Source organism: Photorhabdus africana, assembly GCF_035181445.1.
In the GTDB taxonomy this organism is placed as follows: Bacteria; Pseudomonadota; Gammaproteobacteria; order Enterobacterales; family Enterobacteriaceae; genus Photorhabdus; species Photorhabdus laumondii.
In genome coordinates, this window is sequence record NZ_JAXBVE010000016.1 from 38,132 (window position 1) to 61,996 (window position 23,865).

Here is a 23,865-nt window from a genome sequence, read left to right on the forward strand (position 1 = left end):
AGCCTCTTAGTTCTGATTCTTTTTACACATAGGGAAGCCTAACGCCTCGCGGGAGGCATAATATGCTTCGGCAACCGCTTTGGTCAGGGTGCGAATACGCAGGATATAACGCTGGCGTTCAGTCACCGAGATAGCTTTACGGGCATCCAGCAAGTTGAATGTATGGCCCGCTTTGAGAATACGTTCATAAGCTGGCAGCGGCAACGGCGTTTCTAATGCCAGCAGGTCCTGAGCCTCTTTTTCATATTGTTCGAAGCAGGTAAACAGGAAATCAACATCTGCATGTTCAAAATTATAAGTGGATTGTTCCACTTCATTTTGATGATAAATATCACCATAGGTGGTTTTGCCCAGCGGGCCATCACACCAAACCAGATCATAAACACTGTCTACGCCTTGGATATACATTGCCAGACGCTCAAGACCATAAGTAATCTCACCCGTGACAGGTTTACACTCAAGGCCACCTACCTGTTGGAAGTAAGTAAACTGAGTCACTTCCATCCCGTTAAGCCACACTTCCCAACCCAATCCCCAAGCGCCTAACGTTGGGTTTTCCCAGTTATCTTCAACAAAACGGATGTCATGAACCGTCGGGTCTAACCCTAGCGCCTTCAGAGAATCCAGATACAGTTCCTGAATATTGTCTGGGGATGGTTTAATAATGACCTGAAACTGATAGTAATGCTGTAAACGGTTAGGGTTTTCACCATAACGGCCATCGGTCGGACGGCGAGAAGGTTGTACATAAGCAGCAGCAATTGGCTCTGGGCCAAGTGCACGCAGGCAAGTTATGGGATGAGAAGTACCCGCGCCAACTTCCATGTCCAGTGGTTGGACAATGGTGCAGCCCTGGCGCGCCCAATAATCCTGTAATGTCAGGATCAGCCCCTGAAAGGTCTTGGTATCAAACTTTTGCATGTTGGATCCGCACGCGATACATATGAATTTGAAAGGAAGTAGGCCAGTATACCCTTTGACTTTAAGATATACAGCACTGAATTCGCTCTTAATTTCGCCTTGAAATAAAAAAATCTCAATTTGGTTATTTAACTTGTATATCTATACAGTTAAGGTACTGTCAATGACCAACCACTCATACTGAAAGTAACGACTATTGGAATTAACACGTATGGAATTAACACGCTGCCATTGGGTTACCTCTGATCCTCAATATCTGGCTTATCACGACAATGAATGGGGGAAACCGCTACAAGATAGCCAAAAGTTGTTTGAAATGATTTGTCTGGAAGGGCAACAATCTGGGCTATCATGGCTGACTATTCTGAAAAAACGCGAAGGCTATCGTAAATGTTTTCATCAGTTTGACCCGGTAAAAATTGCCGTCATGGATGAAAATGATGTGGCACGGCTGATGCTTGATCCTGCTATTGTCCGCAATCGCGCCAAAATTAACGCTATTATCAACAATGCGCGGGCATATCTTAAAATGCAACAACAGGGTGAAGAATTCAGCACCTTTATCTGGCGTTTTGTTGATAACAAACCGATTATTAATCAGTGGAAAACCATCATAGAGGTGCCGATAAAAACAGATCTTTCAGATGAGTTATCACACGCACTGAAAAAAAGGGGGTTTAAATTTATCGGCAGTACCACTTGCTATGCATTTATGCAGGCAACTGGCTTGGTCAATGACCATATAACTGACTGTTTATGTAGAAAATAAATTCAGTGAATTACAATAGTCCCAAGATTAACACCAATAATAAAACTGGATATTAACCAAACATTTAGCTCTTTATTTTAAATGTTAAATTAAATGCCATATTAAATAATTAATAGTCATAATTTTCCAGATTGCACCTCGATAATGCGAAGGGTATGGTGTTATTTCTTCTAATTTAAATAACACACCGACAACGAACACGGCTATGATTTTTTCTCAATTCGGTAACAAGTTTACACAAGACGCAGGTATAACCCGCCTGATGAATGACCTTAATCAAGGGTTGCGGACACCTGGTGCAATTATGCTGGGCGGTGGTAATCCGGCACATATCCCGGAAATGGATGACTATTTTCAGCAATTACTGACTGAGATGGTCGCAAGCGGCCAACTCACGGAAACACTATGCAACTATGATGGCCCTCAGGGTAAAGATACGCTAATTCGAGCATTGGCAGAGATGCTGCGCGAAAAACTTGGCTGGGAAATTGGCACACAAAATATTGCCTTGACCAATGGCAGCCAAAGTGCATTCTTTTATCTATTTAACCTGCTAGCTGGACGCGGAGAAGATGGCTCTGTCCGCAAGGTGCTGTTTCCACTAGCACCGGAATATATTGGCTATTCTGACTCAGGGCTGGATGAAGGCTTATTTGTTGCCAATAAACCCAATATTGAATTATTGCCAGAAGGCCAATTCAAATATCATGTTGATTTTGACCATCTCAATATTACCGAAGATATTGGCCTGATCTGTGTTTCTCGCCCAACCAACCCAACGGGTAACGTTATCACTGATGAAGAGTTACAACGGCTAGATTATCTGGCTCAACAACACCAGATTCCACTACTCATTGATAATGCTTACGGCGTGCCATTCCCAGGTATTATTTTCAGCGAAGCTACACCATTGTGGAATCCCAATACTATTCTGTGCATGAGTTTATCCAAATTAGGGCTGCCCGGTTCACGCTGCGGAATCATTATCGCTAACGATAAAATCATCAATGCCGTCAGTAACATGAATGGTATCATCAGCCTTGCGCCGGGCGGTGTCGGCCCCGCAATGGCATTGGAAATGATCCGGCGCAATGACCTGCTTCGTTTGTCACAGGAAATTATCCGCCCGTTCTATCAACAACGGGTTCAAGACGTGATTCAGATTATCCGTCGTTATCTACCGGCGGAACTTTGCCTTATCCATAAACCAGAAGGTGCCATTTTTTTGTGGCTGTGGTTTAAAAATCTGCCGATAACCACAGAAACGCTGTATCAAAGACTGAAAAAACGTGGTGTGTTAATGGTTCCAGGTCACTATTTCTTCCCCGGATTGGAACAAGACTGGCCGCATGCTCATGAATGCATGCGTATGAATTATGTTCCTGATCCGGAAAGTATTGCCAAAGGGATTGCGATTTTGGCAGAAGAAATTGAGCAGGCACATCAGCAAGCAGCCTGAAATCAATATAGTAAAAAAGCTCCTGCCCGGAAATGCAGGAGCAAAATGATAACGAGGACTTTACATAATTATTTTCAGAATTTGTAGAATGCTTTGTGCATAAAGAAGAGAAAGAAACACGCCTTGTTTGCCCACTCTCCTTAAGCAGCCTCTATTCAATCAGAAATTTCTAAATCCAATGCCTCGAATAAGCGTGTTTTTGTGCGTTTACTGATGGCTAACGCAAGAGTACATTACGCATTTAACAAAGAGGCAACTTGAAAGATGACGGGTATAGACTATCCAAATCATCATGATGACGTACATTATTTTTTATTAATTAAAAAACAGAAAAAAATCCTGTTACATAAAAAATTCACGACTTTTTGATATCAGGGCTATGGTCAATGTTACATGACGTGATTATAGTGATTGATGTCAAAACTCTTCATTAAGAGATTTGGGAAAATAAAAATCACCCAACAAACTTATGCAAGAGCAAACTATTTCAGCGGCTTAGCCATACGAGATCAATAGAACCGATGAAGAGTAATAAATTAATTCTATTTTGCGTCACATTAGGATGGTTGTTAATCAGCGGGTGTACCAGCATCATGACACATTCAGGGCCTAGCCGAGGTTATTATCCCGGAGCTAAAGCTAACATTGAAATGTTAAAAGACAAAGATACGGGCTGGGTAATGAAACCATTACTCGCGATTGATCTGCCTTTTTCTGCGCTATTAGATACTCTCTTATTACCTTATGACTATATAAAATCTGACGAAGATCAATCAACAAGTTCACCAAAAGAGCGAATTGAAAAAATAGAAAAAGCACAACATCAAACCAAAACCAATTAATTGATAATCCGTTCCGGTTTATTTATTGCCACCAGCGGAGAATGAACTGATGGCAAATATATTTATTTCAATCCGGTTTCCACCAGGAAAATTTGCATATAACCATCGACTTCACGCATAAATGCAATATGATGACTATCCGGTGAAATCACCACCGCATCCGCAGCAGGCGCTTTTTCTGTACGCTTTGTCAAACGTTGCATCTGACCATTTTGTACATCGCACAGCATCACACTGTTATCACAAATAAAAGCAACAAACCGACCACTACTTTCCCAACTAAAAGCAGATTGAATGCCACAGTAACTCTGAGTTATTTGACGGAGCTCGCCACCATTTGGCGATATTGTCCACAATTGCACAATACCATTATCATCTTTCATTAAAAAACCAATCTGTTCACCATCCGGTGAAGCACGCAACCAGTGACGCGGGTTATTCACGACTCCCGGCCAGCGTTTGTGGCTGGTCAATGTCAAACGACGCTGCATTACACTGGCAGGCGGCGCAGGTAACGTTGTTTCCGTACCTTGCAGCGGTTTTTCCCCTGCTACCGCATAATCAGCATCCTGTTCAGGTAAATCAACTATATAGACTTCCGGTACTTTTTCCCCTGTTGCAGAAATAGTATCGCCAATAAATGCCAATGCCCAACGCTGCCAATTACCATCCGCTTTACAATATCCTGCTTGACCTACCCAACACTCTTCATAGGCGCGGTTAATATCATCACTGCCCGGCTCCGGCCGGAAAGTAGTAGTACTAACCACAACGGAGAAATAGCTACCATCATATTCACGGGGATGGTGCTTAGGTGGTTCAACTGGTTTGAGGGGCACAGCCACGGCGATATTGCGCAAATCCAGCGCTGGATCAAGCTTATGCATAACATGGTCGTTATAAGTAAAACTTAGACGGCTACCATCCGGGCTGAATACATGAACGTGGCTGCCTCCGCGCAACGCTCCCGGGGTATAAGGGGCAGTAATATCCATTGCATCCAGCGTAACCGCTTTTCCCGAAGAATCCTCACTGACAATGACGCCCCGACGGTGATGAAAGTCATAGTGCCATTGCTCATCTGGGCATTCTGGCCCATGAATAAACGCATATCGGACAGGTTCTGTTGGGCTGACTGTCACCACGCCAACATGAGCGCCCTCCTTTGCCTGATAGATAATTTCTGTTTTTCCACTCTGCACATGAATTTTTTCTATCGTTAAACCAGTAAAAGAAGCACCGTTGGGGCGAACATCATAAGCTAACCATTGGCTGTCTGGTGTCCAGACATTAATATTAGTAAGCTGGTGGCTACGGTTATCTAACGTGATTTGCCGTTCCTGAAAGGCCATTTTATTATCCTTGCATCAGGTTTTTTCGGATAAATAATATTAATCCGAAATGGATGGAACTAAAAAATTTCAGTCGAGACTTTACCACTTCGACATTACTCTTACTTTTTTATGCTACGTACATTTCATTTCTATGTTACTAAGTGTTCTTTATATCATCGGTATTACTGCTGAAGCGATGACCGGGGCTTTAGCTGCGGGCCGCCGTAAAATGGATATGTTCGGCGTGATTATTATTGCTTCCGTAACGGCGATTGGCGGTGGCTCCGTTCGAGATATACTACTAGGGCATTATCCCCTCGGTTGGGTTAAGCATCCTGAATATATCGTCACCGTTGCCTGTGCCGCCGTAATCACCACTTGGGTTGCGCCGATGATGAAGCATTTGCGCCGCCTGTTTCTGATCCTTGATGCCATTGGCTTGATTGTCTTCTCCATTCTTGGCGCACAGATTGCGCTGGAGATGAACTATGGCCCAATCATTGCTTCCATTGCGGCGGTTATTACCGGTGTTTTCGGTGGTGTGTTACGCGATATGTTATGTAACACCATTCCGTTGGTTTTCCAGAAAGAGATCTATGCGGGTGTCTCCTTTACCGCCGCCTGGTTATATATTGGCTTACAGCACACGCCGTTACCGCAAAACGGCATTGTTCTGATTACCCTGATCGCCGGTCTGACAGCAAGATTGGTTGCTATTCGCTACCGTCTTGGATTACCGGTCTTTAATTACGAACACTCCGATCACTGAGCCATATCAGCGGGGTTAACTACGACCCCGTTTTCCCGGTCAAAACCCGTTATCCCTGCCACTGACAGTTTCTCTGCAATCGCTTTAATCTGCGTGTCATTGACAAAATCAGACAACTTTTTCAACTGCCCGACAGTAAGCGGTTGTTTTAATTGTGCCGCGGCTAATTTCTGCTCCAGTTGCTGCCAGTGATCAACATTATCAGACAGCTTATCCATATAAGGCACTCCAATCCCTTTCATCCAGTAGGAAAAAGGCTGATTTTTTGCCTTGCTGAATTGCGAATAAATGACCTGTGCCCGTTTATCTCCGATTCCTGGTAAGGCCGCAATTTGTTGAGCTGAAAGCGCTAACCAACCGGTTAAATCAGTGACTAACTTCCGTTCGGTCAACATTACCCAACTACCGCTACTGACACCTGTCATTTGCAGATTTTCACCAAGCCATTTCAATCGTGCATTAAATTGTTGTTCACAACCCACCGTTAACGTCAAACAACTTAGTGCATGATAATGCTGCTTATCCGGTGGCTGAATATCCTGACGCTCTTTGATCCGCCATACCACCTGAGCTAATTTCGGGATACCATGGCCTGCCAATGTCAGCGTCACCTGATCCCCCGGTAATACATCCAACTGCCGCCAACGACGAACAGAACCAATATTGACTCTGCTTATCTGCCGATCATCCAGTTTCACCTTATCCAGCCCAAGAACCACTGAGATTTTGCCCGTTCTGCCAATAGTAAAATTAACTTCCCTGACTTGTGTAACCTGATGGCGTAAAGGGTGTTTCCATGCCACAGCCCAACTGTTAGATCCAGACCGCCACTGGTTTCCTTTAGGTTCAATTTCCTGTTTCAGCACGATACCGTCTGTAGCAAAAGGCATGGGTTGTTCAAAATAGTGCATCCGCAGTTTCTGCACCTGCTCTGGTTCCTCTATTTTATGACTGTAGCGAAGCGCCAATGGAAACCCCATATCTGCCAGTTTGCGCAATTTACTTTCCATCTCCGCAGGGCCATCCGGCCAGCTCCAGATAAACAAACCTATTTGTTTTAATTCTGACGAATGGCCCTTACGCATCATCAAACCCGCAACCCGATTACGAGCGCCATCACTCCCCAATAATTGCTGTCTATGCTCCTCTTTATGCAGAAAGAGTTCTCCTTGCAATACCAAATCAGGTGGAGCATTTTCTATATTCTGCGGAATATCGGGAATATGTCGGCTTTTCGCTGTCCAATTTACCCCTTCGGCACCATTGCCCCGGCTGATTAATGAAACCAGTTTCCCGTTCTGATAAACCAATGTTACCGCCACACCATCAATCTTTGGCTGTAACCAGACAGGTAATCTACCGTGCAACCATCGGTTAATTTCCTGCTTGTCTTTCAGTTTACTTAATCCGGTATGAGCAACCGGATGAACAAGCTTATTATCGGGAAAAACTTCCACAGGAAAATCTGAATGGGGTGCTTGTTTCAGACAGAATTGCCAATGAGTCAGCTCCGACATTAATTGATCATAAACCTCATCATCGATCTCGCTGATCCCTTTCTGACGATAGAGCTGATCCCAGTGCGCCATCTGTTGCATCAAGCTGTTAGTTTCACGTTGTAATTTGTCCTGCGACCATTCGGGGCAATTCTTCTCTGTATTCGAAACAAAAATTTCAGCCGCAACTATCGGTGAACTGAAAACAATGAACAGAATTAATATCAATAAATTAAGCATCCGTTGCTCCCTGGCTATCCATGCATAACAACAAAATAGAGGATAAAGAGATGCTGTCCAAGGCAGAGATAATAACTTTGCGAAGCGGTTCGAAGAATAACTGCCTGAAATCCCAAGGTAACTATTTTTGCCCATCCCCCGATAGGATTCAAAGTTACTTTTCAAGCCCTTCCACTGTTTATGACTTTAATCTGTAAATAATGTCGTCAGGTCAACCGACTTGACGAACTCACCAACGCTAAATGTTGTTGCTATGTCATTAAACTCAAATCGACCGTAGAAATTAATGTGTTGCCACGCCACTAGCGATATTTTACCCAGCTATCCCATCTCAAATAAACCGTCAGGATCACCTCTCTCAAACAAACTGGACAAGAGTTCTGCATTGAAATAAATAACTGCATTGGCTATGAGTCTGGTACATTCGTGAATAATATACCCGTTATCCTTCAAGTTGCCTCTTTGTTGGCTGCACTCGCTCACCCCGGTCACATAGTTTGCTATGCTCCCGGGGATTCACTCCCTTGCCGTCGCGATGCATCTTGAAATCCATAGGGTATATGTTGTTCATTTTCACTTTTTACATTCATTTTGCCCCCGTTGACATGCGCTATCGCTTTTTTTGTTTTATTTTGTCGGGCATAAGAGCTTAATTTCCTAACAATGGATGATTGCGTCGTTTCCTTCTGACCAAGAGAAGTCATTATATGTTGAATATTTGGCCACTCTTCGACAATCCGTTCTTCATGCACTTTACGAATAGGCTTATACGGTAATTGTTAAATTTAACGTCCTTATTTTTTCGGCTGATGATCCTTTGATTTACATGTTTTAGTTTTTCTTCAAGCTCATCTTTAAGTTCTTGCAAAGTTTGGGATATTGGTCTTTGTAATACGGGCAGATCTAGGTCATTCAGGACACTTTGTTTGTCGGCTTTCCACCTGTTCATGGGAATTAAGTCGTCTGTAAAACTTCGATATTTAGTGGTGTTCTGGTTAAAAATGTCCCCTGATTCAAAGGCTGTTTTAAGCATCCTGTATACGGCAAATTCATATCGATCAGGAATGAGTTGAGGTGACTTAACAATGCCCGCAAGATAAACACAGGCTTAGCTGATCTTTTAACAACCCGAGCGGCCAGGTCGTCTTGCCTGGAACTTTTATATTGGCGGCAGAATGATCAGGGAAATGGCAAGCCAGAATATAAGAGATATCCGTGATGACATCTTCCCGCGTGTAGGTAAAGAATATTTTCCTGGATTTAAAATACCCAAGCATAAGAATGAAGTTCACTCTGGAGTTAACAGACCAACCTTGCGGTATTATCTGATGCTCCGTATCGGATAAGGTGAAATAGTATTCTCGTTCCTCCAAAGTAAATCGAGGCAGGCCAAAATAGTCCTGAATTTCAGGTTGAGTCAGTATAGTCAGGCGCTTTTTATTGGTATTCATTTTTTTAATTCTTAATATGGCAGGGTGACATTGAGTATGTCACTTTATCTTTTTCTTACCACCTTTAATAGACATAGATTTATATACAGTTTATATTACATCTTTCCATCCGTATTTAGGCTAAAACAAGGCTGTCAATTAAACCTTCGTTTAACTGACACACCAAAAGCGAGAAGAAAGGTTTATGGCGCAAAAAATTGATGTTCGAGGTATAAAAGTCTCTGTCTTTTCCGACAAAAAAGATGACTATATATCGCTATCTGACATCGCTAAGTACAAAGATGGCGACCGCGGTGATTACATTCTGCAAAACTGGATGAGAAACCGCAGTACCATTGAGTTTATCGGTTTGTGGGAACAGCTCCATAATCCCGATTTTAATTCCATCGAATTCGATGGATTTAAACATGAAGCGGGCGCAAACAGTTTCTCTCTCACGCCAAAACGCTGGATCACAACCACCAATGCAATCGGGATCATCTCGAAAGCGGGCAGATATGGCGGAACTTATGCGCATCGGGATATTGCTTTTGAGTTTGCTTCCTGGATCAGCGCGGAGTTTAAGCTCTATCTATTAAAAGAATTCCAACGGCTCAAACAAGCAGAAAATGAACAGAAAAATCTGGAATGGAATGTTTCGCGCACTTTGGCCAAGGTCAACTATCATATTCATACAGAGTCAATAAAAACGAACATTATTCCCGCCCTGGAGCTTAACCCAAAAGCAAGAAACTTTGCTTACGCTAATGAGGCCGATATATTGAATCTGGCTTTGTTTGGCAAGACAGCCAGCGACTGGCGTAAAGAGAACCCGGAACTAAAAGGCAATATACGGGACTATGCCACACTGGAACAGCTTGTCGTGTTATCTAATTTAGAAAGCTTCAATGCTGAACTTATCGAGCAAGGCTTCTCTGCAAACGACAGGTTCCAAAAGCTGAATCGCGTTGCGGTCAGTCAAATGAAGATCCTGATAGAAAACAAATCCATTGAAAAACTTAAACAATTAAAATAGGTCGTTCATGCGAATTGGGTATACCCGTGTCTCCAAATCTGATGGAAGTCAGGTGCAGGATCTCCAACTGGATGCTTTACTTGCTGCCGGTGTTAATAAAGAAAACATTTATCAGGATGAAATATCAGGGAAATCAGACAAACGTCCTGGATTGGATGCCTGTTTGAAAGCCCTCAGACCTGGCGATGTGTTAATGGTATGGAAGCTTGACAGGCTTGGTCGAAGCTTAAAACACCTGGTGAATACTATCCATGATCTTGCGGATCGAAAAATCGGATTTAAGGTACTGACCGGGCAAGGTGCAGAAATTGATACGACGACGGCCAGTGGCAAATTGGTCTTTGGGATTTTTGCCGCGTTGGCCGAATTTGAACGGGAGTTGATCAGTGAACGAACAAAAGCAGGGCTGGCAGCGGCCAGAGCAAGAGGACGTGAAGGCGGACGTTCTTTTAAACTCACAAAATCTCAGGTTCGCCTGGCACAAGCTTCCATGAAGAGTAGAGATTGTAGCGTATCTGAATTATGTGAAGAGCTTGGGATTAGCAGACAGGCTCTCTATAAGTATGTAGGGCCAGATGGGGAACTCAGGGAACACGGCAAAAGAGTATTAAAATCTTAGCGCTAACTGAGCACCCATTTTTTTCCTCATCAACTTTGAAGCCTATCGGGGGATGGGCAAAAATAGCCAAGGTAGCGGACTTTTTTATATACTGCATAGAGCGGATATTTATGGTGAAAACCTGAATCATTTAACTATTTATTGCATTTCAATTAATAATTAAATACACATGTTACTCTGAATACTTGCATATAAATAATTCTTGAGAACATTTATGGATATTACGACAAAAATATTAATAATTCTTTATTTTCTGTTTTACGATTAATTATTAGTAAATTAATTTACGTGTTAATATATTATTAACAACCATAATGATATATATTTTCTTTAAATCTCCCTGATCAAACTTCAACATTGTGAATTTTATAGCTTATTGATATAAAAGAAACTTAAAACGGATTAGAAAAATAGATTTACCATTAGTCTTAATTATTTTTTCCTATTATATTTAAAGAATAGACAACCTTATTCATATCAGTAGAAATGCAGCTTAACCCGCAAGGGATAGATTTCATGACATAGACTCCCTGTGGGAAAAGGTAAATTCGATATAACCTTCATTAGGAGAGTAATATGAATCAAAATAACGATTTCTCACCAAGTATGGATACCAACGACAATCCTATAAAACAATATTGGCAACCAGACAGGAATAGTGACGCTGATAATAATACGCCCATCGCCTCTACTAAAGAGGCAACTGCCATGTTATTACCAAATGGCAGAGTGATCGCTTGGGGAAATGGTCCTAGTAGTCAAATCCCGCCCGACATTGCTCAATTACAGGATATCGTTAGCCTGAGTGCAACAGATGATGCTTTTGCGGCACTACGGAAAAACCGGAGCGTGGTCGCCTGGGGAAACGAAAACGAAGGTAACGATGGTCAAGTCCCATCCGACATTTCCCAATTGACGGATATTGTCAGCCTGAAAGCAACAGGTTCTGCTTTCGTGGCTCTACGAGCAAACAGAAACATAGTCGCCTGGGGCGATGAATTTTCTGGTGGTCGAATACCTGATGAAATTGCCCAATTGCAGGATATTACCAGCCTGAGTTCAACAATAAACGCATTTGCAGCCCTACGAGCAAATCGCAGCGTAGTCGCTTGGGGAATTAAAAATGGGGGAGGTCAGGTTCCACCAGAAATTGCCCAATTGCGGGATATTGTCAGTATTAGTGCAATAGGTTCTGCTTTCGCAGCTCTACGATCAAACCGCAGCGTCGTCACTTGGGGATTCCAAGACTTAGGTGCTCAAATCCCACCAGAAATTATTCAATTGCAGGATATTGTCAGCATAAGAGCAACAAATTTTGCTTTTGCGGCTCTACGGGCAAATCACAGTGTTGTTACTTGGGGCGACCCATCTTCGGGTGGCAGTATTCCGTCGGAGATTGCCCAATTACAAGATATCGTCAGTCTGTGTACAACATCGAATGCTTTCGCGGCTCTACGGGCAGATCGCAGTGTGGTTGCCTGGGAAGGCAATAATATCAAAACTCCACCCGAAATTGCCGTATTGCAGGATATTACCAGTATAAGTGCAACAGAAACCGCATTTGCAGCCCTACGGATGAACGGTAGCGTCGTTGCCTGGGGATATGGCGATTATCAAGGCAATCAAGTCCCTTCCGGGATAACTCGATTACAAGATATCGTTAGCCTTAATGCATCAAGAAACTCATTCACAATAGTGCGAACCAATGGTCAGAGGGTAGGCTGGGGCTCTATTTACGACAATAAACTACATAATGAATATGATAGTTAGTTAATCCATTGAGCAGAAGTTTTACGGTACAGAAAAGGTAAATCCGATATGACCTTATTAGGAGAAGAAGATGAGCCAAAATAACGATTTCTCACCAAACATGGATACCCACGATAATTCTATAAAGTTATACCAGCAATTTGGGACATACGGTAATAGTAACTCCAACGACAAAATCTGCATCGTCCCTACGGCCTGGTCAACCGCCATGTTATTACCAAATGGCAGAGTGATCGCTTGGGGAGATGATGATGTCAGAAATATCCCACCCGAAATTGCTCAATTACAGGATATAGTCAACCTGACTTCAACAATCTCTGCTGTAGCCGCCCTGCGGGCAGACCGTAGCGTGGTCGCTTGGGGTGATCGAGACAACGGCGGCGAAGTCCCACCAGAAATTGCCAAATTACGGGATATTGTCAGTCTGAGTTCAACGTCGAGTGCTTTCGCCGCCCTGCGGGAAAACCGTAGTGTAGTCGCTTGGGGAGATCCAGATCAGAAAGCGCCAAATTGGGGAAGCCCAATCCCATCCGATATCGCTGAATTACAGGACATTGTCAGCCTAAGTTCAACATATTCTGCCTTCGCCGCCCTACGAGCGAATGGTAGTGTGGTCGCCTGGGGAAATCCATATCAAGGAGGGCAAGTCCCGTCTGACATTGCCCAATTAAAAAATATTGTCAGAATAAGTACAACTGCGAATACATTCGTGGCCCAGCGGGCGAATGATCAAGTAGTCTCCTGGGGTAAATATTCTGTACCTTCTAATATAGACTACAAGTATTTCGTCAGCCTAAGTTCAACATGGACTTCTTTCGCAGCCCTGCAAAAAGATGGCAGCGTGCTCGCTTGGGGAGATGGAGAATCAGGCGGCAGCGTCCCGACAGAAATTGCTAACTTAACGGACATTGTCAGCCTAAGTGCAACAGACAAAGCATTTGCTGCCCTGCGGGCAGACCGTAGTGTAGTTACCTGGGGTGATCCGAACTCTGGCGGTCAGGTTCCACCCGAAATTGCCGCATTAAAGGATATAGTCAGCCTACATCCCGCAATAAGCTCACATCTAGCAAGAGGCTCATTCGCTGCCTTGAGGGCAAATCGCAGCGTAGTCATCTGGGGGGCAAGTACCAGCATCCCACCCGAAATCGCCAACTTAACGGACATTGTCAGCCTAAGTGCAGCAAATGATGCGTTCGCTGCCCTAAGGGCAAATGGTAGCGTGGTCTCTTGGGGACACAGTGATCCAAGCGTCAAACTCCCATCTGGGATAGCCCGATTACAAGATATCGTCAGCCTAAGTACAACCGGTAAATCTTTCACAGTCTTACGACAGAATGGTCAGATATTAGCCTGGGATGTTGGTAACGATAATATAGTACATAGTGAATATGATGATTAATCCATTGTCATTATGAATGACTAAAAAACACGAAAACCAAGGCTGAGCCATAATACCTCGGTTCAGCCTGTCGAGTATTCACTTTAAATCTCATCACAGCCGCTCTCTGTTATTACTAATATTAACTTTCAAATAAAGATTAAAAGACTATGACTTTACGAAATAATTTGGGACGTAAATCCTAAAAACCCCAAAATAACTGACATTTTCATAAACAGGCTAGAGCGGATATTACAATAAACCCCTAGTGATTTTTCTTCCTTGCTTTACAGTTAATACTTAGCATATTAAGTTACATATTTACGTATTAATAAGAGTAGCCATAAAGATGTACATCCCCCCTAAATTCTGTCGCTCAAGTCTCATAATTTCAACCCTTACCACTTATAGATAAAAAAATAATCTGAAATCAACTACCAAAAAATTAATTTAGCATTAATCTTAAGTTATCTGCCGATAACTATTTCCTATTATCTTTTTTTTAAAATAATTGCTAATCTTATTTATGTCTTCGTAGCAATAGAAATTCAGCTTAACCCGCAAGGGATAGGTTTTATGGCATAGGTTCCCTGTAGGTAAAGGTAAATCCGATATAACCTTAAGTTAGGAGAGTAATATGAATCAAGACGATTTCTCCTCAAACATGAGTTCCAGCAATACTCTTACATGAACGAAACCGTGTAATAACAACCTGCACGGGTGACCCGATGCAGAGAATAATCATCTGAAAAAGGAGGGCCCTTAAAAGGCCAATACAATCTGGCCGGGACAGGGTTATCACAAAGAATGAAAATTTTTAATATGGCAACCGGGGAGCTATCCCCATCAGAGTATTATTATACTCTTGCTGCACCCTCTTGGAACCCAACGTGGGCAATCAAAGCTCTCTGGAATCCGGTGATAAATGGGAAAGACAACAGGGGTAAGCCAATTCGTTACCCAGAACCAGAAGTAGGTACCAGTCCCTTATTGAATGTCTTTCCGCCAGTAAGAAATCGTAATTTTCCAAAGCCGATGGGAAGCGATATGACGCTGGAACAAGGCAGGTTCTGGATAAATGCACAAAACAGCATCTTCAAGGTCCCACGTGTGGTCACAGGCACGTATATCTGTCAGATGATTGCCGAACGTAAAGATGGACGTCCAGGGAAAGCCACAGCAATCCTCAAGACGGATGCTACCGTTGTAAATTATATATTCTACAGGTTCAAGGGAGACAAAAACGTTATGGAATCTAGCGTGAACGACCTGATTTACTCAGCAAACTGCCGAGGGACCGGATTTTCATGGGAGCGTAAACCCGAAGAGAAATTTGAGTTGGAAAGTAAGTGGGAAAACGCGGTACCGTCAATTAAAATGCAAGACACTAACGATTGGATTTATGATGTTGCTTTCTGGACGCCACCAGACAACAATCCAAATGGTCAGTTTAAAGACCCAGCCATCCTGAGACCTAATAGCTAACCTGGAGAAGCCAGATCCCTGTAATAACCCAGATAACCTATCTGGAATGAGAAGGCCGATAGCAGCAATAAATAAAAATCTTTAACAGAACAACCGGGGAGTAATCCCCGGTTGAGCACTCAATGAATACAGTTGACATCCTCCCCGCCACAAAGAGGGTGTCGCAAAAGCTCATGTTATCCATTAAAATCTGCGCTCTTCCTTTAGGCGCAGATCTTTTATGACCTTATTCACTCGAAAACTGGAACCGTCTGCTTACACTAAACGTCATAGCGTATAACTTATCAAGGGCCGTTGCCCTGATATTATGGGCTATTTTTAGCTTGTCTGGGTTGTCAGTTCCAATAACAGGCAATAAATCTCTGTGGGTTTATTGTCAATGCTGGCCTTTTGCGACACCCTCTAATTTGAAATATTAGCTTACCTGCCCTCTATTATTACCAAATTAAGTTACTCGTTCACGTAATAATAGTCATAAAGATGTATATCCCCGCTAAATCCCTCTGCCTAAATCTCATTATTACCACTCTTGTGATCTATCTGTGGAAAATAATCTAAAAACCACTACCAACAATCAGGTGTAGCATTAACCTAAGGTTATCAGCCGATAACTTTTTTCTATTAGATTTTTACTTAAATAATGTCTAATATTATTCATATCAGTAAAAACTCAGTTTAACCCGCAAGGGACAAGTCTTATGGCATAGGTTCCCCTGTGGGTAAAAGGTAAATCCAATATATACCCTATGGATTTCAAGATGCATCGCTATTCTGCACGCTACCCTCTGAGTTTTTGGGATACAAATAGCCAAGGTTACATTGGCCGAGATGGTTTTCCATTCCGGTTTCAACTCAATAAATAATAGTCATATTGAATTATCTCATGTGTATCAGCCAGCAATAGCGGATAAATCTAGCGGCAAGAGTAATAGCAGAAAATGGTAGGCAAATATACCTAAAGGCTCGGAAAGCAACATAAAGTAATGCGGACAGTCAGTGCAAAGTGGTATTTGACTTGGGTTTCCTCCGATCAAGAGGAAGTGAATAAGAGCCGGAGTCCAGAGACTAATTGAACAAAACCTGTCATTAAGACAGATAACCTGTAGTGACGACCTGCACGGGTACCCGATGCAGAAAATAATAACTGGAAAAAGGGGAATCTCTGAAAGGCCAATGTCATTTGGCCGGGACGGGATTACAGCAATAAATGAAAATTTCTCACGTAACAACTGGGGAATTATCCCCATCTGAATATCCCATGAATGCGGGTAACACATTCATCAACAGAATGAAACAGGATATTGGTCGGATAACGGCACATTACCGCCAGTGGCCGGTATGGATGATGTGCGTGTCTATAGGGGCGCTCTTTTCCACCTCGGTATTCGCCGCTGCTACACCCAATTGGAACCCAAGTTGGGCAATCAAAGCTCTCGGGAAACCGGTGATAAATGGGCAAGACAACAACGGTAAGCCAATTCGTTACCCAGAAGTGGGTACCAGTACCTTATTGAATGTCTTTCCGATAGTAAAAAATCATAATTTTCCAAAACCGATAGGAAAAGAGATGATGCTAAAAGACGGCATGTTCTGGGTTAGAGCACAATACAGAATCTTCAAGGTGCCACATGTGGTTACAGGTAAGTATACCTGTAAGATGGTTGCCAAACGTAAAGATAGATCTCCAGGGGAAGCCACAGTGACCCTCTATACGGATGCTATCGTTGTCAATCCAGACATCTACTGGTTCAAGGGAGACAAAAACGTTATGGAATCTAACGTGAACGACCTGACTTACACAGTAAACTGCCTAGGGACCGGATTTTCATGGGAGCGTAAACCCGAAGAGAAATTTGAATTGGAAAGTAAGTGGGAAAACGGGGTACCGTCAATTGAAATGCAAGACACCTGCAATTGGATTCATAATGTTGCTTTCTGGACACCACCAGACAACAATCCGAATAATAGGTTTAAAGACCCAGCCATCCAGAAACCTACTAGTACGGGCAGTACGGGCAGTGCGAACCTAGCGAAGCCAGATCCCTGTGATAACCCAGATAATATATCCGGGGTGAGAAAGGCAGATAGCCGCAATAAATAAAAATCGTTAATAGAACAACCGGGGAGTAATCCCCGGTTGAGCACTCGAAGTACATTGGAAATAGACAACCCGTTTCCATAACGGTCAGTTTTTACGTAAACCATTTAAATATTACCATTCGAATATTAATTCCTTCAGACCTGCCTCATTCACGCTTAACCCTATTATTTATTTACTCGTTCGCGTTACTCTTTCAATACTTTCATTCGTATGACATCTCAATGTATGTGATATTTTCTTTACCGGAACACATCCGCCAAATTATCAACCAATCACTTTTTTCTACTATCTTTCTATGCAAATAACAGGTAATGTTATTCAGTGACAATATAAATCCAGCTTAACTCACAAGAGTAGGTTTTACCTTATCGATAGAAATGCCGCCAGTAAAAACTGACGGCAGTAAGAGCTAAAATCCAATGAGGTAACGTGTAGTGACAGCTTGCACGGGTACCCAGATACAGAAAATAATAATCGGAAAAAGGAGAATCTCTGAAAGGTCGATATAATTTAACCGGGAGGGGATTACAGCAATAAATGAAAACTTCTAAAGAATATTTTATTAAGTATACAGAACCTAGTCGACCTCAAATCACGAGTAACCCTCAAATCATAGACTGGGTTCCAGAGAAAGCCATTTTAGCTCTCGGAAACCCGAAGATATATGGAAAAGAGAATAACGATAAATTGGTTCGTTATCCAGAAAGTGGGACGAGCACCTTAGTCTTTCCTAAAGGTGATCCACATTTCGATTTTCCAGGGACACGTTTACCTGATACCGCAGTGTTAAAAGATATGATGTTCTGGATTAAAACGAAAAACCGAATCTTCATTGTTCCACATGTTGTTACAGGAAAGTACACTTGTGAGATAATAGCCTCCCGCAAAGATGGCCAGCCAGGAAAGGCCACCATAACACTTTATACGGATGCAATCGTTGAAAATAATGAGCCCCAATGGTTCAAAGGGGACAGTAACGTAATGGAGTCTAAGCTACTCGATCTGTGTTACGAAATATCTTGCGAAGGAACGGGTTTTTCATGGCAGCGAAAACCTGAAGAGCAAGTTCAATTCGAAAATAACTGGGAAAATGGGGTGCCGTTAATTATAATGCAAGACAGCCAAGATATCCAAAATGTGATCTATAGCCTTGTGCTCTGGTCTGCACCCGTTGATTTAAATCCCAATTTTAAAGATCCTGCCATTCTTTTACCCAATGAATAAAATAATAACCAGCATCAACTAAGAGTAAAGGTCATTTATTTGGGATGAAGCGATAGCAACACAATGAAAATCTTTAACCAGACAACCGGGGAACAATCCCCGGTTGAATATCCAATGAATACGGATAATATACTGAGTTATCATTCACCTTGTTTTTTATCAACCTGAAATATCACAATATTCAATTCCAGTTATTATACTGATTTTCCAATAAAAATTAAAAAAGCGATAACTTCTCACTTCAAATGAGAAGTAAATAACCAATTACTGTAACTGTTAATATTTACACTAACCATTTAATATCATGACGTCGGGTTTAACTCTTCTGAGTCACATCATTCACGTTCAATCACATTATTCGTTTACCTTTTCATGTTATTCTTTCAATACTTTCATTCGTATAACACCTCAATTTATGTGATATTTTCTTTACTGGAATACATCCACAAAATTATAAACTGATCGTGTTTTTCTATTATCTTTTTATTCAAATAACAGGTAATGTTACCCAGTGGCAATATAAATCTAGCTTAACTCGCGATAAACCAATTTTATCTTATAGGTAAAAGCAAACCCAATATTAACCTTATCTAGGAGAGCCAATATGAACCCAAATGACCATCTCTCATCAAACATGGCTACCGGTGATCGTTTTATCCAGCAAAACCTAAAATCAGGCAGAGAAAGTCACTCTGGTGGCAAGATCTCCATCATCTCTATTGAATCGACAACCGTCATGTTATTGCAAAATGGCAGAGTGATCACTTGGGGAAAAAACTCAGATGATAATCAAGTCCCGCCAAGAATTGCCGAATTTGCCGAATTTGCCGAATTGCAGGATATTGTCAGCATAAGTGCAACAAAATCTGCATTTTCAGCCTTGCGGGCAGATGGCAGCGTGTCTATCTGGGATTCATTCCTCAATGACCTACTCCCGCCACAATCAAAAGTGAATAAGATGAAGAATATTGTCAGCGTGAGTTCAATTCCAATAAGAGATGTTTTCACGGGCCTACGGGCGGACGGCAGCATAGCCTCTTGGGGAGCAGTGGATTTTTTAAACACGGCCCTGCCAAGAATGTGTGGATTATCGCTACACAATATCATCAGCCTAAGCGCAACAGAGCAATCTTTTGCCGCCTTACGGGCAGATGGCAGCGTCGTCTCCTGGGGATTGGATTTTTTGCCAACCCCACCCGAAATTGCCGCATTAAAGGATATTGTCAGCCTAAGTTCAACAAATAATACTTTCGTGGCCCTACGAGCGAACGGCAGCGTTGTCTCTTGGGGTGTGGAAATTATCCCGCCAGAAATCGCCAAATTACAAGATATCGTTAGCATAACTACCAATTATAATTATGCCACCGCCCTACGGGCAGACCACAGCGTCGTTTCCTGGTGGGGAATAGTGGTTCCACCCGAAATTGCCGCATTAAAGGATATTGTCAGTGTAAGTGCCACACCGTATGCCTTTGCCGCCTTGCGAGCCGACCGCAGTGTGGTTGCCTGGGGAGATATAGACATTGGCGGAACATTACCACTTAAGATTGCTCAACTGAACGATATCGTCAGCCTGAGTGCAGCAGATTGTGCTTTCGCAGCTCTGCGGGCAGATGGCAGCGTCGTTGCCTGGGGACAACCAAGTCGCGGTGGTTATGTGCCACCGGAAATTGCTAAGTTGAAGGATATCGTTAGCCTGAGCGCATCACACTCTGCATTTGCAGCCTTGCGAGCAGATGGCCGCAGTGTAGGTTGGGGAGGAGGAGATACCAAAGCACATGGTGAATACGATTAATCAGTAAATGTGTTTTTTAGCAGGAGAGACGCTGGCCTGAAAATTGAGTTAATCCTCATAATCTCTTCACCTGTTATGAACGGATTAACACACTACGCTGACCGCCAGCAAATCAAATACCGCAATACAGGTGCTTACACCCTTTAAGCAGAAACCCAGTTTGATGGGGAAGAAATAGGTTTTGCGGCGCAGAATTCCTACAAATAAATCCGACACAGCCTATCAGGAGAGTGATATGAATCAACATAACGAGTTCTCATTCAGCACAGAGACCAAAGACACTTTTATCAAACAACGATCTGGAAGAAAAACTATCAGCTATGGTAGCAATGACGTCATAGACTCTAATGACTTTGGAACCGCCATATTATTACAGAATGGCCATATCGTTGCCTGGGGGGATGCGCGCTACGGTGGCGAAATCCCACCTGAAATTGCTCAACTGAGCGATATTGTCAGTTTAAGTGCAACAAGTGGTGCTTTCGCCGCCTTGCGAGCCGACCTCAGCGTCGTTGCCTGGGGGGATGCGGGCTACGGTGGCAAAATCCCACCTGAGATTGCTGAACTGAACGATATTGTCAGTTTAAGTGCCACACAATACGCCTTTGCCGCCTTGCGAGCCGACCGTAGCGTCGTTAATTGGGGGAATAATTTCTACGGTGGCAAAGCCCCACCTGAAATTGCTCAACTGAACGATATTGTCAGTTTAAGTGCCACACAATACTCCTTTGTCGCCTTGCGAGCCGACCGTAGCGTCGTTACTTGGAGCAATGAGCACTACAGCAACAAAACCCCACCTGAGATTGCTCAACTGAACGATATTGTCAGTTTAAGTTCAACATGTGATCGTTTCGTCGCCTTGCGAGCCGACCGCAGCATTATTACTTGGACCAGTAGTGATAGTTATGTCCCATCAGACATGGCTCAGCTGAATGATATTGTCAGTTTAAGTATAAATGATAATGCTTTCGCTGCCCTACGGGCAAACCGCAGCGTTGTTGCCTGGGGAAAGGGTTATAGCGGTAATGTCCCATCAGATATTGCTCAGCTGAATGATATTGTCAGTTTAAGTGCAAATGATGATGCTTTCGCTGCCCTACGGGCAAACCGCAGCGTTGTTGTTTGGGGAAGGAGTGATAGGAATGATGTCCCATCAAAAATTGCTCGGCTGAATGATATTGTCAGCCTAAGTTCGACAAATTCTGCTTTCTCGGCTTTACGGGCAAACCGTAGTGTCGTTGCTTGGGGAAATATAGATAATGGTGGCATACTCCCACTCGATGTTGCTCAACTGAACGATATCGTCGGCCTGAGTGCAACAAATTCTGCTTTCGCGGCCCTGCGGGCGGACCGTAGTGTCGTTGCCTGGGGGAAGCCAAGTACCGGGGGGTTTGTTCCACCCGAAATCGCTAAATTGCAGGATATTGTCAGCATAGATTCATCGGGGAGCGCCTTTACGGCTTTGCGAACAAATGGCAAACGAGTTGGCTGGGGAGGCGGGGATATTAAAGCACATGGTGAATACGATTAATTGCCGATTAAGCCATACTCTTTCATTGTAACCCGGTGACTGCTCCCCGCCGTAAAAAAACAGCGAGGCTTCCCACTTCTCAGGCCGCAACCGTCTTTATGACGGATTTACGCTGGCCTCCGTGGGCAGAAACGACAAGTCCCGCCGCCTGTAATGCTGTTATGCCCTTGCGCTGGATGTTGATCGCCGCATTGATATCGCGGTCATGTTCGACTCGACAGAAAGGGCATTGCCAGATCCGCCCGCTCATGGACTGCCGCCAGACGTAATCGGGCCTTGCCGCGGTTAGCACTGCCCTTTTAAGACAGTAAAAACGCTCAAAATAACGCGCTTTTTCATCTCAATGCGTCGGATATTATAGTGCTTCTTAACAATTAAAACTCCTTGAGAAATTAGCCATCGGCGGAACTCACTGTATTTCATCCATGCCTCCTTTTCGACCAAGCGATGGTGACACATAAAACAGCAAATACACCATTTTTGTTTCATTCAACAACAGTTGTGATAATACATAGAGCAAAATTTTAACTAAAGAAGTCAACCCTTGGCGATACAAAATATCCATTGGCAATTTTTCCCCTAAGAAAATTTCGGCGGAAATGCATCGGCAACGCGACATGTGTGAATGGGTACGTGTATACTGTTATAAGAATTTTATTCTGCCTTATTTAATTATTATCCAATCAACCAAGATACCACCATGATCCAAGGCACGTTATATATTGTCTCCGCGCCAAGCGGAGCGGGTAAATCAAGCCTGATTCAGGCTTTGTTAAAGACTCAACCTCTGTATGATACTCAGGTTTCTGTTTCCCATACCACACGTGCAATGCGTCCCGGTGAGAATCAGGGTGAGCACTATTTCTTTGTCACGGAAGAAGTATTTCGTCAGATGATCAGTAACCATGAATTTCTGGAACACGCCCGTGTTTTTGATAATTATTACGGTACATCCCGGAAAGTGATTGAAGAAACGCTTGCCAGTGGGGTTGATGTTTTTCTTGATATCGATTGGCAAGGAGCGCAGCAGATCCGCAAACAAATGCCCTCTGCCCGCAGCATTTTTATCCTGCCGCCGTCAAAAGAAGAGCTCTGTCGCCGTCTGCGCGGTCGAGGGCAGGATAGTGAAGATATTATTGAAAAACGCATGGATCAAGCCGTTGCAGAAATAGTTCACTATAACGAGTATGATTATTTAATCGTTAATGATGATTTCAATACTGCATTGGCCGATCTGCACACCATCATCCGTTCAGAACGCCTGCATCGGGAGCGCCAGGCACAACGGCATGATGCTTTAATCAGCAAATTATTGGCAGACTGAACCAAGTTTCAGTATGATGCCCAGTCATTTCTTTACCTGTGGAGTCGCACACATATGGCACGCGTAACTGTTCAAGACGCTGTAGAAAAAATTGGTAACCGTTTTGACCTGGTGTTGGTCGCCGCTCGTCGAGCACGTCAACTACAAACAGGTGGTAAAGATCCTCTGGTTGCTGAAGAGAACGATAAAGTCACGGTTATCGCTCTGCGTGAAGTGGAAGAGGGCCTGATCAACGGTAAAATTCTGGACGTGCGTGAACGCCAGGAACAACAAGAGCAGGAAGCCGCAGAAATGCAGGCGGTTTCCGCTATCGCGGAAAGTCGTCGTTAATCTACGGTAGGT

General features: G+C 43.2%; 21 protein-coding genes and 1 pseudogene. 15 read left to right on the plus strand and 7 right to left on the minus strand.

The window, feature by feature from the left end; all coding sequences use genetic code 11:
* Window positions 1–6 precede the first annotated feature (6 nt).
* A complete protein-coding gene (glyQ, locus tag SLS51_RS11040) occupies window positions 7–921 on the minus strand; it encodes a glycine--tRNA ligase subunit alpha (protein WP_323838261.1) in 915 nt (304 codons plus the stop codon).
* A gap of 211 nt (window positions 922–1,132) precedes the next feature.
* Between glyQ and SLS51_RS11045 the strand changes: the two genes are divergently transcribed.
* The 3 genes from SLS51_RS11045 to SLS51_RS11055 all read left to right on the plus strand — a co-directional run bounded on the left by SLS51_RS11045 (window position 1,133) and on the right by SLS51_RS11055 (window position 3,991).
* Window positions 1,133–1,690 (plus strand): DNA-3-methyladenine glycosylase I, encoded by a 558-nt coding sequence (locus tag SLS51_RS11045; protein WP_323838263.1) that lies wholly within the window; start codon window positions 1,133–1,135, stop codon window positions 1,688–1,690.
* A gap of 205 nt (window positions 1,691–1,895) precedes the next feature.
* Window positions 1,896–3,149 carry a valine--pyruvate transaminase gene (locus SLS51_RS11050; RefSeq protein WP_323838265.1) on the plus strand — a complete coding sequence of 418 codons (1,254 nt, stop codon included), beginning with the start codon at window positions 1,896–1,898 and terminating at the stop codon, window positions 3,147–3,149.
* Between the two features lie 521 nt (window positions 3,150–3,670).
* Entirely contained in the window at window positions 3,671–3,991 is a 321-nt protein-coding gene (locus SLS51_RS11055) for a YceK/YidQ family lipoprotein (protein ID WP_323838267.1), read from the plus strand.
* Window positions 3,992–4,053: 62 nt separating this feature from the next.
* Here the strand turns inward: SLS51_RS11055 and SLS51_RS11060 are convergent, their stop codons facing one another.
* Window positions 4,054–5,343 (minus strand): YidR family protein, encoded by a 1,290-nt coding sequence (locus SLS51_RS11060; protein WP_323838269.1) that lies wholly within the window; start codon window positions 5,341–5,343, stop codon window positions 4,054–4,056.
* Between the two features lie 133 nt (window positions 5,344–5,476).
* On the opposite strand from SLS51_RS11060, the gene SLS51_RS11065 reads away from it, so the two are divergent.
* The gene (locus tag SLS51_RS11065) at window positions 5,477–6,094 is read left to right on the plus strand and encodes a trimeric intracellular cation channel family protein (RefSeq protein WP_323838271.1); all 618 of its coding nucleotides are present in this window, start codon (window positions 5,477–5,479) and stop codon (window positions 6,092–6,094) included.
* Here SLS51_RS11065 and ligB read toward each other — a convergent pair.
* From ligB to SLS51_RS11080, 3 genes are all read right to left on the minus strand, one after another.
* Window positions 6,088–7,995: an NAD-dependent DNA ligase LigB gene (ligB, locus tag SLS51_RS11070; protein WP_323838274.1), complete on the minus strand. Its 1,908-nt coding sequence runs from the start codon at window positions 7,993–7,995 to the stop codon at window positions 6,088–6,090. The genes SLS51_RS11065 and ligB overlap by 7 nt on opposite strands.
* Window positions 7,996–8,330: 335 nt before the next feature.
* A complete protein-coding gene (locus SLS51_RS11075; RefSeq protein ID WP_323838276.1) occupies window positions 8,331–8,582 on the minus strand; it encodes a Tn3 family transposase in 252 nt (83 codons plus the stop codon).
* Window positions 8,583–8,909: 327 nt separating this feature from the next.
* Window positions 8,910–9,281 (minus strand): DUF4158 domain-containing protein, encoded by a 372-nt coding sequence (locus tag SLS51_RS11080; RefSeq protein ID WP_323838278.1) that lies wholly within the window; start codon window positions 9,279–9,281, stop codon window positions 8,910–8,912.
* Window positions 9,282–9,465: 184 nt separating this feature from the next.
* On the opposite strand from SLS51_RS11080, the gene SLS51_RS11085 reads away from it, so the two are divergent.
* The 9 genes from SLS51_RS11085 (at window position 9,466) to SLS51_RS11125 (ending at window position 22,199) form a co-directional block, all read left to right on the plus strand.
* Window positions 9,466–10,296: a KilA-N domain-containing protein gene (locus tag SLS51_RS11085; protein WP_323838280.1), complete on the plus strand. Its 831-nt coding sequence runs from the start codon at window positions 9,466–9,468 to the stop codon at window positions 10,294–10,296.
* A 7-nt stretch (window positions 10,297–10,303) separates the two neighbouring features.
* A complete protein-coding gene (locus tag SLS51_RS11090) occupies window positions 10,304–10,915 on the plus strand; it encodes a recombinase family protein (RefSeq protein WP_228901517.1) in 612 nt (203 codons plus the stop codon).
* A gap of 576 nt (window positions 10,916–11,491) precedes the next feature.
* Window positions 11,492–12,685 (plus strand): RCC1 domain-containing protein, encoded by a 1,194-nt coding sequence (locus tag SLS51_RS11095; RefSeq protein ID WP_323838283.1) that lies wholly within the window; start codon window positions 11,492–11,494, stop codon window positions 12,683–12,685.
* A gap of 70 nt (window positions 12,686–12,755) precedes the next feature.
* Window positions 12,756–14,084: an RCC1 domain-containing protein gene (locus SLS51_RS11100; RefSeq protein ID WP_323838285.1), complete on the plus strand. Its 1,329-nt coding sequence runs from the start codon at window positions 12,756–12,758 to the stop codon at window positions 14,082–14,084.
* 786 nt (window positions 14,085–14,870) lie between these two features.
* Window positions 14,871–15,548, plus strand: coding sequence for a hypothetical protein (locus SLS51_RS11105; protein WP_323838287.1), 678 nt, complete (start codon window positions 14,871–14,873; stop codon window positions 15,546–15,548).
* A 1,207-nt stretch (window positions 15,549–16,755) separates the two neighbouring features.
* On the plus strand, window positions 16,756–17,649 hold the full coding sequence (locus SLS51_RS11110) for a hypothetical protein (RefSeq protein WP_323838289.1): 894 nt from the start codon (window positions 16,756–16,758) through the stop codon (window positions 17,647–17,649).
* A 537-nt stretch (window positions 17,650–18,186) separates the two neighbouring features.
* Entirely contained in the window at window positions 18,187–18,873 is a 687-nt protein-coding gene (locus tag SLS51_RS11115; protein ID WP_323838291.1) for a hypothetical protein, read from the plus strand.
* Between the two features lie 604 nt (window positions 18,874–19,477).
* Complete coding sequence (locus SLS51_RS11120; protein WP_323838293.1) at window positions 19,478–20,668, plus strand: RCC1 domain-containing protein; 1,191 nt, start codon at window positions 19,478–19,480, stop codon at window positions 20,666–20,668.
* 235 nt (window positions 20,669–20,903) lie between these two features.
* Window positions 20,904–22,199 carry an RCC1 domain-containing protein gene (locus SLS51_RS11125; protein WP_323838295.1) on the plus strand — a complete coding sequence of 432 codons (1,296 nt, stop codon included), beginning with the start codon at window positions 20,904–20,906 and terminating at the stop codon, window positions 22,197–22,199.
* Between the two features lie 79 nt (window positions 22,200–22,278).
* Here SLS51_RS11125 and SLS51_RS11130 read toward each other — a convergent pair.
* Together SLS51_RS11130 and SLS51_RS11135 are read right to left on the minus strand one after the other, a co-directional pair.
* Window positions 22,279–22,440: pseudogene (locus SLS51_RS11130) on the minus strand (zinc ribbon domain-containing protein); the annotation flags it as partial.
* Between the two features lie 168 nt (window positions 22,441–22,608).
* Complete coding sequence (locus SLS51_RS11135) at window positions 22,609–22,764, minus strand: hypothetical protein (RefSeq protein WP_157852133.1); 156 nt, start codon at window positions 22,762–22,764, stop codon at window positions 22,609–22,611.
* Window positions 22,765–22,899: 135 nt separating this feature from the next.
* Between SLS51_RS11135 and gmk the strand changes: the two genes are divergently transcribed.
* Together gmk and rpoZ are read left to right on the plus strand one after the other, a co-directional pair.
* Window positions 22,900–23,523, plus strand: a complete 624-nt coding sequence (gene gmk, locus SLS51_RS11140; RefSeq protein ID WP_323838299.1) for a guanylate kinase — start codon at window positions 22,900–22,902, stop codon at window positions 23,521–23,523.
* A 54-nt stretch (window positions 23,524–23,577) separates the two neighbouring features.
* Complete coding sequence (gene rpoZ, locus SLS51_RS11145; RefSeq protein WP_011144672.1) at window positions 23,578–23,853, plus strand: DNA-directed RNA polymerase subunit omega; 276 nt, start codon at window positions 23,578–23,580, stop codon at window positions 23,851–23,853.
* Window positions 23,854–23,865 lie beyond the last annotated feature (12 nt).

Bases quoted from the DNA above. Each gene is read 5' to 3' on its own strand.
- glyQ (WP_323838261.1), bottom strand. From the start codon at position 921: ATGCAAAAGTTTGATACCAAGACCTTTCAGGGGCTGATCCTGACATTA.
- SLS51_RS11045 (WP_323838263.1), top strand. From the start codon at position 1,133: ATGGAATTAACACGCTGCCATTGGGTTACCTCTGATCCTCAATATCTG.
- SLS51_RS11050 (WP_323838265.1), top strand. From the start codon at position 1,896: ATGATTTTTTCTCAATTCGGTAACAAGTTTACACAAGACGCAGGTATA.
- SLS51_RS11055 (WP_323838267.1), top strand. From the start codon at position 3,671: ATGAAGAGTAATAAATTAATTCTATTTTGCGTCACATTAGGATGGTTG.
- SLS51_RS11060 (WP_323838269.1), bottom strand. From the start codon at position 5,343: ATGGCCTTTCAGGAACGGCAAATCACGTTAGATAACCGTAGCCACCAG.
- SLS51_RS11065 (WP_323838271.1), top strand. From the start codon at position 5,477: ATGTTACTAAGTGTTCTTTATATCATCGGTATTACTGCTGAAGCGATG.
- SLS51_RS11080 (WP_323838278.1), bottom strand. From the start codon at position 9,281: ATGAATACCAATAAAAAGCGCCTGACTATACTGACTCAACCTGAAATT.
- SLS51_RS11085 (WP_323838280.1), top strand. From the start codon at position 9,466: ATGGCGCAAAAAATTGATGTTCGAGGTATAAAAGTCTCTGTCTTTTCC.
- SLS51_RS11090 (WP_228901517.1), top strand. From the start codon at position 10,304: ATGCGAATTGGGTATACCCGTGTCTCCAAATCTGATGGAAGTCAGGTG.
- SLS51_RS11095 (WP_323838283.1), top strand. From the start codon at position 11,492: ATGAATCAAAATAACGATTTCTCACCAAGTATGGATACCAACGACAAT.
- SLS51_RS11100 (WP_323838285.1), top strand. From the start codon at position 12,756: ATGAGCCAAAATAACGATTTCTCACCAAACATGGATACCCACGATAAT.
- SLS51_RS11105 (WP_323838287.1), top strand. From the start codon at position 14,871: ATGAAAATTTTTAATATGGCAACCGGGGAGCTATCCCCATCAGAGTAT.
- SLS51_RS11110 (WP_323838289.1), top strand. From the start codon at position 16,756: ATGAAAATTTCTCACGTAACAACTGGGGAATTATCCCCATCTGAATAT.
- SLS51_RS11115 (WP_323838291.1), top strand. From the start codon at position 18,187: ATGAAAACTTCTAAAGAATATTTTATTAAGTATACAGAACCTAGTCGA.
- SLS51_RS11120 (WP_323838293.1), top strand. From the start codon at position 19,478: ATGAACCCAAATGACCATCTCTCATCAAACATGGCTACCGGTGATCGT.
- SLS51_RS11125 (WP_323838295.1), top strand. From the start codon at position 20,904: ATGAATCAACATAACGAGTTCTCATTCAGCACAGAGACCAAAGACACT.
- SLS51_RS11135 (WP_157852133.1), bottom strand. From the start codon at position 22,764: ATGGATATTTTGTATCGCCAAGGGTTGACTTCTTTAGTTAAAATTTTG.
- gmk (WP_323838299.1), top strand. From the start codon at position 22,900: ATGATCCAAGGCACGTTATATATTGTCTCCGCGCCAAGCGGAGCGGGT.
- rpoZ (WP_011144672.1), top strand. From the start codon at position 23,578: ATGGCACGCGTAACTGTTCAAGACGCTGTAGAAAAAATTGGTAACCGT.